At 42.6% G+C, this 14,505-nt stretch carries 10 protein-coding genes; 2 read left to right on the forward strand and 8 right to left on the reverse strand.

Annotated features, from left to right (window positions below):
* Window positions 1-67 precede the first annotated feature (67 nt).
* The 3 genes from KNL20_RS08955 to KNL20_RS08965 form a co-directional block, all read right to left on the reverse strand.
* Window positions 68-3,823 (reverse strand): phosphoribosylformylglycinamidine synthase, encoded by a 3,756-nt coding sequence (locus KNL20_RS08955; protein ID WP_230397434.1) that lies wholly within the window; start codon window positions 3,821-3,823, stop codon window positions 68-70.
* Window positions 3,824-4,301: 478 nt separating this feature from the next.
* Window positions 4,302-5,459 carry an IS91 family transposase gene (locus tag KNL20_RS08960; RefSeq protein ID WP_230397435.1) on the reverse strand — a complete coding sequence of 386 codons (1,158 nt, stop codon included), beginning with the start codon at window positions 5,457-5,459 and terminating at the stop codon, window positions 4,302-4,304.
* Entirely contained in the window at window positions 5,452-6,318 is an 867-nt protein-coding gene (locus KNL20_RS08965; protein ID WP_230397436.1) for a tyrosine-type recombinase/integrase, read from the reverse strand. The genes KNL20_RS08960 and KNL20_RS08965 overlap by 8 nt, the downstream gene beginning before the upstream one ends.
* A gap of 362 nt (window positions 6,319-6,680) precedes the next feature.
* Here KNL20_RS08965 and KNL20_RS08970 point away from each other — a divergent pair, with 362 nt between their 5' ends.
* Both KNL20_RS08970 and KNL20_RS08975 read left to right on the forward strand, forming a co-directional pair.
* A complete protein-coding gene (locus KNL20_RS08970; protein ID WP_230397437.1) occupies window positions 6,681-7,247 on the forward strand; it encodes a DNA-3-methyladenine glycosylase I in 567 nt (188 codons plus the stop codon).
* A gap of 98 nt (window positions 7,248-7,345) precedes the next feature.
* The gene (locus KNL20_RS08975) at window positions 7,346-9,253 is read left to right on the forward strand and encodes an N-acetylmuramoyl-L-alanine amidase (RefSeq protein ID WP_230397438.1); all 1,908 of its coding nucleotides are present in this window, start codon (window positions 7,346-7,348) and stop codon (window positions 9,251-9,253) included.
* A gap of 86 nt (window positions 9,254-9,339) precedes the next feature.
* On the opposite strand, the gene KNL20_RS08980 is transcribed toward KNL20_RS08975, so the two are convergent.
* From KNL20_RS08980 to KNL20_RS09000, 5 genes are all read right to left on the reverse strand, one after another.
* Window positions 9,340-10,011, reverse strand: coding sequence for a phosphatase PAP2 family protein (locus tag KNL20_RS08980; RefSeq protein ID WP_331468149.1), 672 nt, complete (start codon window positions 10,009-10,011; stop codon window positions 9,340-9,342).
* Between the two features lie 108 nt (window positions 10,012-10,119).
* On the reverse strand, window positions 10,120-12,351 hold the full coding sequence (gene pcrA, locus KNL20_RS08985; RefSeq protein ID WP_230397439.1) for a DNA helicase PcrA: 2,232 nt from the start codon (window positions 12,349-12,351) through the stop codon (window positions 10,120-10,122).
* A 193-nt stretch (window positions 12,352-12,544) separates the two neighbouring features.
* Entirely contained in the window at window positions 12,545-12,832 is a 288-nt protein-coding gene (locus tag KNL20_RS08990; RefSeq protein ID WP_230397440.1) for a spore coat protein, read from the reverse strand.
* Between the two features lie 13 nt (window positions 12,833-12,845).
* A complete protein-coding gene (locus KNL20_RS08995) occupies window positions 12,846-13,028 on the reverse strand; it encodes a hypothetical protein (RefSeq protein ID WP_230397441.1) in 183 nt (60 codons plus the stop codon).
* 61 nt (window positions 13,029-13,089) lie between these two features.
* Complete coding sequence (locus KNL20_RS09000) at window positions 13,090-14,499, reverse strand: amidophosphoribosyltransferase (protein ID WP_230397442.1); 1,410 nt, start codon at window positions 14,497-14,499, stop codon at window positions 13,090-13,092.
* Window positions 14,500-14,505: the final 6 nt, after the last annotated feature.

Genomic DNA, 14,505 nt, shown 5'->3' on the forward strand with positions numbered 1-14,505 from the left:
ATACTATTTTCCCTCTATGATAAAAAAGTATTCATAAAGCATATCTTACTATCTTTGCTGATAGATGTCAATATTTGAAGTAGCGGACTCCGGATTCAAAGATTTTCATATCCTGCTCACCATAGATGTTAATTGCAACGCCATCTCCGCGGCGTTCCACATGTGCCATCTTGCCAAGGACGCGCCCATCAGGACTTGTGATACCTTCTACAGCACAATAGGAGCCGTTCACATTCCAGTACTCATCCATGGTGACTCTGCCTTCAGGATCACAGTATTGGGTAGCCACCTGCCCATTTGCAAATAATTGATTCAGCCATCTTTCATTTGCAACAAACCGGCCTTCCCCATGAGAAGCGGGACTTGCATATACTCCGCCCGGTTCGGCACCGGACAGCCATGGAGATTTGTTGCTGATTACCTTTGTGTACACCATCTTAGAGATATGACGCCCTATGGTATTGTATGTCAGTGTCGGAGCACCCGAATCCTGTCCGAGAATCTCACCCTTTGGCACCAGACCTAGTTTAATCAGTGCCTGAAATCCATTGCAGATACCCAGTGCCAGTCCATCCCGTTCTTTTAGGAGTGCCATGACAGCCTCTTTTAATTTTGCATTCTGAAATGCTGTAGCAAAAAATTTGGCAGAGCCATCCGGTTCATCCCCTGCGGAAAATCCTCCCGGAAACATGATGATCTGCGACTGGTCAATTGCCTGTTCAAAGACACGGACAGAATCCCGGATATCTTCCGCTGTCAGATTTTTAAATACCTTTGTAATCACCTTGGCTCCTGCGCGTTCAAATGCTTTTGTGCTGTCATACTCACAGTTTGTACCCGGAAATATCGGAATGAAAACCGTTGGCTGTGCCAATTTGTGGGAGCATATATACGGCTTATCGCTGCTAAACAGTGGTCCCTCTGCGCTCTGTTCTGATTTAGGTTCCGAGACCGTCCGAAATACTTCTTCAAGAGTTAATCCCCAGGCATTTACAGCCTCCTTCAGAGGAAGCTCCATGTCACAATATCTGATACTTTGTTCAGCTATAACTTCACCAAGCACTGCCGCCTCCACCGATAATTGAGAGTTCTCTTTAACTTCGCAGATAATATCTCCGACATATGGATGAAACAAATCCTGAGACATAACACTGCTGTCTATCTTCGCCCCGAACATGTTTCCAAATGCCATCTTGGATACGGCTGCCGCTATGCCCTGACGGTTTACTGCATAGGCAGAAACCACTTTTTTCAACTGGATATCCCTATGAAGTGCTGCATATAATTCCATAACTTTATCATATACAGGAAGCTCATATGCATCCTTCGGCAAATGAATCCAAACCAACGTGTTTCCCGCTTTTTTCAATTCGGGTGTAATGATATCTCCCACCTTAGCCACGTCTACCGCAAATGAAACCAATGTAGGAGGAACGTCTATCTCATTAAAAGATCCTGACATACTGTCTTTCCCTCCAATAGAAGGTAAACCGAAGCCAATCTGTGCCTCATATGCACCCAATAAAGCTGCAAACGGCTGGCTCCACCGTCTGGGATCCTCTGTCATCCTTCGGAAATACTCCTGGAATGTAAATCTGATTTTTGAATAGTCCCCACCGGCAGCCACAATGCGCGATACAGATTCCACCACCGCGTAGACAGCACCGTGGTAAGGACTCCAGTCAGATATATATGGATCAAATCCATAACTCATTAAAGTGACTGTATTTGTATTTCCATTAGCTACCGGTACCTTCGCTGCCATGACCTGTGTCTCGGTCAGCTGATACTTGCCGCCATAAGGCATCAAAACAGAACCTGCGCCAATGGATGAATCGAACATCTCCACCAGTCCCTTCTGGGAACAGGTATTTAAATCGGCCAGTGTTTCCAGCCACTGCTCTTTCACATCTTCTCTTTCATCGCTGGTTTTTAAAAGCATATCCGCTTTTTCCGGAATCTCGACGAATACATCTGTCTCCTGGTGTGCACCGTTGGTATCCAGAAAAGCGCGTGACAGATTGACAATTTCTTTGCCTCTCCATTCCAGAATCAGGCGAGGCTCTTCTGTCACAACTGCTACACGGACCGCTTCCAGATTCTCCTCTTTTGCATAGTCCAGAAATTGTTCCACATCCTCCGGATTAACCACAACTGCCATACGCTCCTGAGATTCTGAAATTGCAATTTCTGTTCCATCCAGCCCCGCATACTTCTTCGGTACCAGGTCTAAATTTATTGTCAATCCTGCTGCCAGCTCACCGATTGCCACAGAGACTCCGCCTGCCCCAAAATCATTACACTTCTTTATCAGCCTGCTGACTTCTTCTCTGCGGAACATGCGCTGGATTTTACGCTCCGTGGGAGCATTACCTTTTTGTACCTCCGCACCGCAGATTTCGAGAGAAGCTTCTGTATGGACTTTGGAAGATCCGGTTGCACCTCCGATGCCATCACGTCCGGTGCGCCCTCCCAACAGGATAATGATATCACCGGGATCAGAATTTTCGCGAATCACTGCTCTTCTGGGCGCAGCACCGAGTACGGCACCTATCTCCATCCTCTTTGCCACATAGTTGGGATGATAGATTTCTTTTACATATCCCGTCGCCAGTCCGATCTGATTTCCGTAAGAGCTGTATCCATGAGCTGCTTCCCGTACCAGTTTTTTCTGGGGTAATTTTCCTGCCAGTGTATCCTTAACCGACACAGTGGGGTCAGCAGCCCCAGTCACACGCATAGCCTGATATACATAAGTACGTCCTGAGAGCGGATCACGAATTGCCCCTCCAAGACAGGTTGCCGCACCACCGAACGGCTCAATTTCCGTAGGATGATTATGCGTTTCATTTTTAAAATTAATCAGCCACTCTTCTTCCTTACCGTCCACATCCACCGGCACAATGATGGAGCAGGCATTAATTTCATCAGATTCCTCCTGATCCTTTAATTTTCCTTCTGCCTTTAGCTTGCGCATACCCATCAATGCCAGATCCATCAGAGAAATATATTTGTCATCACGGTTTTTTAAAATTTCTTTATGGTCAGCGAGATAACGCTCATAGGATTTTACAATTGGAATTTTATAGTCTCCCTCACCGAACTGCACATGTTTTATCTCAGTTGAAAAGGTTGTATGCCGGCAATGGTCAGACCAATAAGTATCTAAAACGCGTATTTCTGTTACCGTTGGGTTTCTCTTTTCCTCATTTTTGAAATAATTCTGAATATGCTGGAAATCCTGAAAGGTCATGGCAAGATTCAATGAACGGTAAAGTTCTATAAACTCGTCTTCGTTCATCTCCGTAAATACTTCAAAAGTCTCCACATCAGCGGGTTCTTCGAATTTCGTTATCAGAGTTTCAGGTTTTTCCATCTTTGCCTCTCGGGAATCTACCGGATTAATACAATGATTCCTGATTGCATGAAATTCCTCTTTATTCACATCCCCCTCTATTACATAGGTCGTGGCGGAACGAATCATCGGCTGTTCATTTTCATCCAGAAACCGGAGGCACTGAACGGCTGAATCGGCTCTCTGGTCAAACTGTCCCGGCAAATATTCCACAGTGAAAATACTGGAATCCTCTGTTGCCTCAAATTTTTCTTTATATAATATGTCCACCGGTGGTTCTGCAAATACCACATGGCAGGCTCTCTCAAAAGTCTCTTCACTGATATTTTCCACATCATATCGAATCAGTATACGCACCTTCCGAACTCCCGGGATACCCAGATAATGTTTTATTTCATGTCCCAGCTCTTTCGCTTCGCCGGAAAATTCCTGTTTTTTCTCAACATATACACGTCTTACTTTACTCATACGTTCCCTACCCTTTCGTCTTGGATAAATTCAAGTGCTCACCACCTGGAGTGGTAGGAGCCTGATCCATTTGCAAGATTAATCTTTTCCAATTATAACACAATTCTTTTTATAAGTATAATTAATATAATTTATTATATTTATTATATTAACTTATAACTTCTGTCTTTTGTAATTTATCCGTATTTTATGTTATAATCTTTTAGTGAAGTATCATATTTTGAGCAATCAAAAAGAGCAGTCAGAGATTAAACTCTAATTGCTCTAAATATGATTCTTCACGATTGTACCAAGTTCGCGGTAACTTAGCCGATGAGGTATATGGGGATAGTATCTTTTTTCAGAACCTCCAATCTAGGAAAATGGGTGTAAAAACCAAAGAAGCACAGGTATGTTTAGCTCAAAAAATATTTTTGGGCATGCTTCGCAGACCTTCCACCAGGAGGTCTTTTGAAAAAAATATGATAAAAGCAAAGATTTACCAAGAAGCGGCATAATTCCTTCCAAGCTGTTTCATGGATCTGCATCCACATTCAGGGCAGAGGCAAATATCAAAGTTCCAGACAGCTTTTAATAATTCGGTCATGGATAACCCAATATATCGTCGCTTAAATCTCTGACATCCCTGGAGCTTAAAGATGATTTTCAGATTTTGGGTTTTCATTCGATTATTCAGAAACCCATAATAGCGGATTTTCTGAAATCCAGATGGCAGCACATGCATCAAAAAGCGGCGAATGAATTCCGTGTTTTGCAGAATGATTTCACGATTGGGTTCATCTGGCCTTTTCCCCCTTGCAGAAAAGGTTGTTTCTGTCGGTGTGGCGGATAGGATTCTGCTGTTTGATATGGCAATCTTATGTGTGTATTTTCCCAGGTATTCAATCGCATTGCCAAAACCGTTAAAGGTCTCCTTAATATAGGGACACCAGTCTTTTTCATAAAGATGATTCTTCCATTCCTTCCAGTGGTAAGAATTCTGAAGTTTCTCACAGGAAGAAGAAAAAGAAAGTTTCCCGCTCCTATGGTATGTTTCTAGAAGTGCGAGATATTTTCCTTTGAATTTATCACGCAATACCTTTACCGGAATAAAAAACTTGTTCTTGGATTTTCTAAGCTTCTGGTCTACGGTCAGTCCGCCACCGGAAACAATACAGTGCATATGCACATGATAATCCAGTTCTTGGTTCCAAGTGTGAAGAACCTGAATGATACCGGGTGTTGCGCCGAGATACTTCTTATCCTTGGATAATTCCAGAAGTGTTTCGGCGGAGCATCTGTGCAAAAGGCCATACAGAAGTTCCTGATTGCAATAAATAAGAGGATTTAGTTCATGAGGAAGGGTAAAAACTACGTGGAAGTAGGGAGAATCAATGACTTCTGCCCTGCGTTTATCGACCCAGATTTCCTTAAGCACGGCCTGACAATTGGGGCAGTTACGGTTCCGGCAGGAGTTATGGTGGATTTCCATATGTCCGCAGTCCGAACACTGACTGATGTTACACCCAAGTTTTCCGGATTTACAGTTTAAAATGGCATGGGAAGCCTGTGCCTGGACTTCCGACTGGTAATGGTGTGAAGCACAATAATCCTCATAAGAGGATTCCCATATCTGCTTGATTTTGTAATTACTCATGGAAGCTCCCTCCCATCTGGTCGAAAGGGCTTGTTACCGAACCAACGCCGTTGGAAGCCAAATGGACATAAATGGTGGTTGAAAGTAAAGATTTATGACCAAGAAGTTCTTTAATGTTCAGAAGATCGGTTCCGTTTTCGTAAAGATGAGTACCAAAAGCATGGCGAAATGAATGACAGGTAATACGGTGTTCCCAGCCAAGGCGGTCTTCATGAGCATGGATATGCCGGGAAAGATAAAAGGTATCAATCGGGCGTTCAGGGTCGAACTGCTTTGGAAAGAGCCAGCCAGTGGGTCTGCCATAGGAATACCAGTATTCGGTAAGGAGATCAAGTGCCTTCTGTGAAAGAATGGCATATCGGTCAGAACGGTTCTTGGAATGGGGAATGTAAATGCGCATCTGTTTCCGTTTTATGTGTTCATACCGCATGTGACAAACTTCGCCAATGCGAAGACCGGAGGAATACATGATAGTGACCATGGTTTTCTGTTTTAGATCAGGCATAGTGGATATGAATTCCCATACTTCATCCATGGTAGGCACAAACGGGATAAATGTATCAAACTTACGGAAAGGAAGCTGCGTTGTATCCCATGGTTTGTGCAGGATATAAATCGTAAAAAACTGAAGCTGAGAAATGGCAGTATTTATAGTACGGTCACTCAGAGATCTGGTATTCTGGAGCCATTTGATATATCCACGAAGCTCCTGCCAAGAAACATCCATGGGATCTTTGTGAAGAATCTCAGTAAGGTAACCGAGATAAGCCCGAATGTAAGTACAGTAAGATTTTATGGTGTGGCCGGTAAGGCCGCGAAGAGAGAGCATCTCTTGATAAGAATTAAAATATTTGTCCATAATGGAACCTCCTAAAGATGAATGGTTTGTCAAAGTGAAAATCAATTCAAAAAAGGTGGCGGACGAATAAAAAAATGAGATATGTAGTTGTTGAATTGAAGAAAACATGATAAATTTAACATAGTAGCGGTCTGAGTGAAATGTTATAAGTTGTCTTGTGGTGATTCAACAATATAACATATGAGCAAAAACTGCTACTATTTTTTAAAAAATAAACTGGTGGCGAAAATGTATCAAAGGCTACGCTAGCTATCGCGCCAGCGATTTGGTACAATACACATTAAGCGAGATAAGTTTGAAGTAGATTTTGGGGAGATTATCTTCTCTTTAAAATGCAAAAGAAGAAAATGGAGGAAGTTGGAATGGAGAAAAAGAGATGTTTCTGGGTGGATGAAAAATCACCTGTTTATATAGAATACCATGATTCTGAATGGGGGCAGCCTGTTCATGATGATCAAAAGCTTTATGAGATGTTTTTGCTGGAGACTTTTCAGGCGGGCCTTTCCTGGATTACGATATTGAGAAAAAGAGAGGCTTTCCGGACGGCTTTTGATTCCTTTGATGTTCAAAAAATTGCTGCCTACAGCGATGAAAAGATTGACGCACTTCTCCAAAATGATCAAATTATCCGAAACCGGAATAAAATCCGTGCTGCGGTAACAAATGCTCAGATATTTATACAAATTCAAACCGAATATGGTTCTTTTTCAAACTACCTCTGGGGATTTTCGGGAGGAAAAGTTATAATAAACAATGCTGATAAAGCCGAAGCAATTCCAGTTAAAACAGAATTGTCAGATTCCATATCAAAGGATTTAAAAAAGCGCGGAATGCGTTTTGTGGGCTCTGTTACAATCTACGCATATCTGCAGGCTATCGGGATTGTAAATGATCATGAGAAAAATTGCTTTTGTTATCCCCATCTCTAAAAGTCACACCCGGGAAGGCAGGCAAGTAGATTTAAGGAACCATTTCCCTTGTAATTGAATATGCTATATGGAAATAAAGTCTGACGAGGAGAAAAGCCTTGGCTTATCGAATTATGCTGGACGCAGGTCATGGGGGCGATGATCCCGGCGCCACCTATCAGGATCGAAGAGAAAAGGACGATGCCCTGCGCCTTACTCTAGAAGTTGGTGACGTATTAGAAAAAAACGGAATAGATATCCTATATACCCGTACTACTGATATCTTTCAGACGCCTTTTGAAAAAGCCAGAATCGCCAATGACGCCGATGTGGACTATTTTATCTCTATTCACAGGGAAACTTCTCCATTCCCTAACCAATACAGCGGTGTGAAAGCACAAGTATATGATAAAGTCGGCACTAAGTTTGAGATGGCTGAAAATATCATCTCCGCCCTCTCTGATTTAGGCTTCCAAAACCTTGGAGTCTCTGCACGTCCGGGGTTGGTATTACTAAGGCGAACCCGGATGCCGGCTATCTTATTACTGGTTGGATATATTAACAACGAAGAGGACAATGCTCTCTTTGACAGCGATATCGAAGGGATTGCGCAATCTATCGCAAACGGAATCCTGGAAACTTTAAACCCTACAAATGTCCGCCAAACGACCTTCCCTGCAGCAGATGGACAAAATACCGCAGAAAATACAACCCCCGGATCTGCATACTGGACGCAAATGGACGAACCACTGACGGATCCCTGGTACGATCCCGAAGAAATGAATCAGAATATGCCCGCTCCTGCAACGACGGACAGAAATCAGAACCTCAACGGTTCCATTCCGGGTTACGCAACTCAGTATCCTGATTCCATAACAACAAACAGAAACCAAAACACTAACGGCTCTATACCTTGGTATATGAACCAGAACAACGGCCCCATGAACGGCTCTATGAATCAGAATACCGGTTCCATGAACGGTTCTACGAACCAGAACACTGGCTCTATGCCCGGCTCTATGAACCAGAACACTGGCTCCATGAATGGTTCCATGCCCCAGAACACTGGTCCCTTGCCCGGCTCCATGAACCAGAACACTGGCTCTATGCCCGGCTCTATGAATCAGAACACTGGCTCTATGAACCGGAACACTGGCCCCATGCCCGGCTCTATGAATCAGAACACTGGCTCTATGAACTGGAACACTGGCTCCATGAATGGTTCCATGCCCCAAAACACTGGTCCCTTGCCCGGTTCCATGAATCAGAACACTGGCTCTATGCCCGGCTCCATGAATCGGAACAACGGTTCCAGGAACGGTTCTATGCCCCAAAACACTGGCCCCTTGCCCGGCTCCATGAATCAGAACACTGGCTCTATGCCCGGCTCTTTGAATCAGAACACTGGCTCCGTACCTGGCTCTATCAATCAGAATACCGGCTCTATGCCCGGCTCTATGAACCAAGACTTTCCTGATTCTATGCCTGGCGCTCAAAACCAGACTATTCCTGCTTCTACAACTGGCCCCATAACTCAAACTATCGAACCCATTCCCGGATATACAAACCACAACATCAGTTCTGTTCCAAATTATGCAAGTCACAGCAGCGGCTCTATACCTGGCAATAGAAATCAGAACAACTCAAATCCCATGCCATACAATAATGGGCAGAATCTCAGCGGCAGCATGCAGAACAACATGAACCAAGGTTCAACTGTTACTGGGGAAACTGAAGCTATAAGACAGCAGGAACAGAATGCGCAGGAAAATTCCTCACAAACTGGTACGAACCAGGAAGCAGATAAAGATCTTACATTATACAGAGTTCAGGTTGGTCTTTTCCGCCAGCGTCAAAACGCAGATAACTTATTATATGAATTACTGGAAAGGGGTTATCCTGCATTTTTATTCTGCGATGGCGAATTTTATAAAGTGCAGGTTGGCGCCTACCGTCAACTGGGAAATGCCATCATTATGGAACGGCAGCTCCGTAAAGAAGGGTATTCTACTCTGATAACCACTTAGTAATCTGTAACAGTTCAGCCATACGATCAAGTTATCCTGACCGCATGGCTGAACCACCTGGTTGTTTTTTGTTTTTCAAATATCCTCTAGTGTTCTAGAAGTTTACTTCTAACCTTTTCCCTGCCCTCCTGAAGCTGCTCCTTCTGCTGATATATAATCGAATATACCACCGCATTTAATCCCAATGCAAACAATACATCAAATACGGAGTGCTGTTTTAAAAACATGGTAGACAATACAATCAGGATAGTTAATATCAGTGCTCCTTTCCTGAGTCTGCGATACTTTCGAAGGGACTGACAATGCCTGATCGCAATGTAAGACGCCACGGAATTAAACACATGTATACTGGGTAATATATTTGTCGGCGTATCTATGGTATATAGGTACCGAACCATCTGGATGAATAGATTATCCCTTGTAAAGACCATCGGGCGAAGGTTCTGTCCGTTAGGATATAGCCAGGATGTAATCAGGAAGATTGTCATCCCAATTCCAAGACTGAATATAGCCTGATAGTATTCCTTCACATCCTTATTGATAAATGCAAAGAATATTACAACTGCTGCCATATATAAAAACCATAATGTATAAGGAATAATAAAGACTTCACAAAATGGGATTAAATCATCTATGTCCATATGTATCACATGATATCCGCGCGTTATTCTCTTTTCCAGTATTCCAAAACACAACATATAAAAAATTCCATATACAAACACAATCCAAACATGTTTTCGTTTTAAAAATCTATCCAAATGCACACCGCCTTTATCACTCATAGATGCTCTCAAAGATACTATTTCTGTTTCAGTATATCATAGAGATATAATATGTCAATTGGATTAAATAATATTAAGAAAATTTTAAATTTTTTTCAGCTTAGCGAATGATGCAAACATCTTTTTCACCCCGGCACGGTCAAACTTTACAGTCACTTCATAATCCTTACCGCCATCCACAATATCCAGAACCTCTCCCACTCCGAATTTAATATGGCGAACTGTATCTCCGACTCCGTATTTCAGTTTTTCAGCTTTCGTAACCGTAAACTGACGAGGTTTGAATGTATTGCCAAAAGAGGATTTCTTCCCGGTCATTCCTCCGAAACGGCTATCCGGGAACTCTCCCATCCGTTCCTTTTTATTGCCGCTATCGCGATATGAATCTTTACCCAAATCCACAAGCTCTCTTGGAAGTTCACGCACAAAACGGGACACCTTGTTGTACTGTGTCTCCCCACGAATCATTCGCTGCCGTGCCGATGTCAATGTCAGATGCTTCTTGGCTCTTGTAATCCCTACATAGCATAAGCGCCGCTCTTCTTCCAGTTCCCCGGGATCATCTCCTGTAATTGTCATATAGCTGGGAAAGATACCATCTTCCATCCCTGCCAGATAGACATAAGGGAATTCCAGCCCTTTGGCGCTGTGAAGGGTCATAAGAAGTACATAATCACTGTCTGAATCTACGGAATCGATATCTGAAACCAAAGCCACCTCTTGTAAAAATCCGCTCAAATCCGGTTGTTCGTTTTCTTCTTCATAAGTGACAATTTTAGATATAAACTCATCAATATTCTCAATTCTGGCTTTGGACTCCTCCGTGTCCTCGGCTTCAAGCTCTTTTACATATCCCGTCTCTTCTATAATATGTTCTAAAAGTTCCTTAACAGAATAATATTCCGTCTGTGTTCTCATTTTCTGGATAAAGTTAGTAAATGATTCAATTTTATTAAGGCTTCTGCCAATGCCTGGTATGTAAGGCGCTTCCAGCAATGCGTCATAGAAATTGATGTCTTGTTCTGTGGCATGCACGGAAACTCTGGAGATGCTGGCAGCACCAATTCCCCTTTTTGGGACATTGATAATTCGCTGTACAGCCAGATCATCCTGAGCATTGTCTATAGTTTTCAGATATGCTAAAAGATCTTTGATTTCCTTTCGGGCATAGAAGTTTACCCCGCCCACAATTTTATATGGAACATTGGCCAGGAGAAACTTCTCTTCAAATAGGCGGGACTGGGCATTCGTTCGATAAAGTACTGCAACATCACCATATTTGCACTGACCTTCTCTTACCATCCGGCTTATCTCTCCGGTCACATATTCAGCTTCTTCAAAACCATTCTGGAATTCCCGGAAATCAAGTTTACTGCCTTCCTCATTCTCCGTCCACAGACGTTTTACCTTTCGTCCCTCATTATTTGCGATGACTTCATTGGCAGCATTCAAAATATTTTGGGTAGAACGGTAATTTTGTTCCAGCTTGATTACTTTTGCATCTGGGAAAACTTTTTCAAATCCGAGGATATTTCCTATATCAGCACCCCTGAATTTGTAGATGGACTGATCATCGTCACCGACCACGCAGAGGTTCCGGTATTTAGCTGCCAGCAGACTGATGAACTTGAACTGTACCATGTTCGTATCCTGATACTCGTCCACCATCAGGTATTGAAATTTGTCCTGATAAAATTCCAGCACATCCGGACATCTCTGAAATAATGCAACGGTCTTAACAAGAAGATCATCAAAGTCCAGCGCATTGTTCTTTTTAAGCTCTGCCTGGTACTCATAGTATACCTGTGCAATTTTCTTTTTCTTCCAGTCAAGTCCTGCATTCTTTTCAAATTGTTCAGGCAAAATCATCTCATTCTTGGCAGAAGAAATAGCCGACATCAGGGAGCGTTCCTTATATAACTTTGTATCCAGCTGCAGTTTTTTTATCAGATGTTTCATAACTGTTTTCTGATCGTCCGTATCGTATATTGTGAAATTGTTGGCATAACCGATTCTGTCGATGAACCTTCTCAAAATTCGGACACAGCTGGAATGAAATGTACTGACCCAGATACTTTCAGACCCAAATTCTACAATCTGATCAACTCTTTCTCTCATCTCCTGAGCAGCCTTGTTCGTAAATGTAATAGCCATGATATGATAAGGTTTCACACCTTTGTTTTCTATCAGATACGCAATTCTATGTGTCAGAACTCTGGTCTTTCCCGAGCCTGCTCCCGCCAGAATCAAAAGCGGTCCCTCTGTATACTCCACGGCCTCTTTCTGCTGAGGATTCATACCTTCTAAAATATTCATAGTTTTACTCTCCAGATTCTTTCTGTATAATAAACCAGTTGAATACAGTGCATGCTGTACTAACAGTTTTCAGTATAACGGTATCCGCATAAAGTTTCAAGGAGAGATTAATTTATAAAACATAACGGCCGGGGAATCTGCTTCCCTGGCCGTTAGCTAATACCTGCGAATTGTTTCGCACTTTGTGATATCGTTACATCATTGATGAATTCTTCACGCATTGTGAAAATTTTTGTTTTGCTTCCTGAACTTTTTGTTCCTGAGCTGCAGGTGTTGGGTAATATCCCTTGTCATGCATCATGCAGAAAACATCCTGCTGAATCGCATGCTCCTGCTCAAGACAATGCAGGATTTCCTGTCTTACATCCTCATGCACACATTCGTTGGCAAATGTGTTGTAGTTATTTGTTGTGGCCTTCTCTGCTGTAAGAGCATCTGTTAAAATTTCTTTTTCTGAATATACTTTCTGTTTTTCCATCATGTGCCCATCCTCCTTAACTTAACTTTGAATACAGTCTGTTGAAATGTTCCTGGTGTTTATTGGAGATTTCATTAAACTTGGATTTTACTTCCGGGTCTTCACTATGCCCCGCAAGCATCTGAAACTTCTTAATCAACAGTTCTTCCTCATTAAGCAAGTCATTTAATGCAGATAATTCTTTTTCTGATATCATCATTTTTACACCTCCTAAGATTAATACACGTTTAGTTTGTGTCATCCAGGTGTAAATTATACATCTATTCTTTTCCGTCAAAACAGTAAGTACAAAGTTTACACGAATCTATTCCGATGGATTCTATCAGATCATCAAGACGATGATAACTGAGAGTTGTGAAATTTTGTCTTTTTCTGATTTCTTCCAGCAGCCATGCGTAGCGCTCACTTTCCGGGTCAGTATATTCGCTTAATACACTTTTGTCATGCTCACCTTCTCTTTCCCTGATAATCTGTCTGGTAATCAAATCCAGTTCCGATTTGAGACGAGAAAAATTCAAAAATTTACATCCAAAAATAAGGGGTGGGCATGCTGGCCGTACGTGAACCTCTTTTGCACCGCTTTGATATAAGAATTCGGTCGTTTCCCGAAGCTGTGTCCCTCTTACGATAGAATCATCAATGAGCAAAAGTCTTTTATTCTCAATCAATGTTTTTACCGGAATCAGCTTCATCCTGGCTATCAGATTCCTCTGATCCTGGCTTGTAGGCATAAAGGATCTGGGCCATGTAGGTGTGTATTTGATAAAAGGACGCGCATAAGGAATTTTCGATTCGTTTGAATACCCTATGGCATGAGCGATTCCTGAGTCAGGAACGCCGGCAACAATATCCGGATTTACGCTCCCTTTGTCCCTCATGGCCAGCATCTTACCACATCTATAGCGCATCTCCTCCACATTTATTCCCTCATAAGAGGATGTGGGATAGCCGTAATAAACCCACAGGAAAGAGCATATCTTCATCTTTTTTCCCGGTAGTACAAGTGTTTCTATTCCTTCAGGTGTTACTTTTACAATTTCTCCCGGGCCCAGTTCATGACAATCCGAATACCCCAGGTTAATATATGCAAAATTCTCGAAAGACACACAGTAAGCGTCTTCCTTCTGACCAATGGCAAGCGGCGTTCTGCCCAGCTTGTCCCTCGCGGCAATTAAACCTTCCTTCGTCATCAAGAGCACAGATATCGAACCATCCACCACATCCTGAACATAGCGGATTCCGTCCGTCAATGTATCTTCCTTACAAATTAATGCAGCAATCAATTCTGTACAATTAATCTGTCCCCCGCTCATTTCCTGAAAATGTGTGTTTCCATTGGCGTAAACAGCCTGTAACAGCTCGTCCATATTGTTAATTTTTCCAACGGTTGTTATCGCGAAACTGCCCAGATGGGACTGTACCAGCAATGGCTGCGGATCATAGTCTGAGATACAGCCGATTCCAAGATTTCCCTTTAAATCCGCCAGGTCACGGTCAAACTTTGTCCGAAACGGTGAATTTTCAATATCATGTATAGATCTATTAAAACCATCCGGTCCATAAACCGCCATTCCACCACGTCTGGTACCCAGATGTGAGTGATAATCCACTCCATAAAAAAGTTCCAACGTACAACTGGATTTGGATGCAACACCAAAAAAACCTCCCATGCCTGT

The sequence above is a fragment of the Novisyntrophococcus fermenticellae genome (assembly GCF_018866245.1).
Taxonomy (GTDB): domain Bacteria; phylum Bacillota; class Clostridia; order Lachnospirales; family Lachnospiraceae; genus Novisyntrophococcus; species Novisyntrophococcus fermenticellae.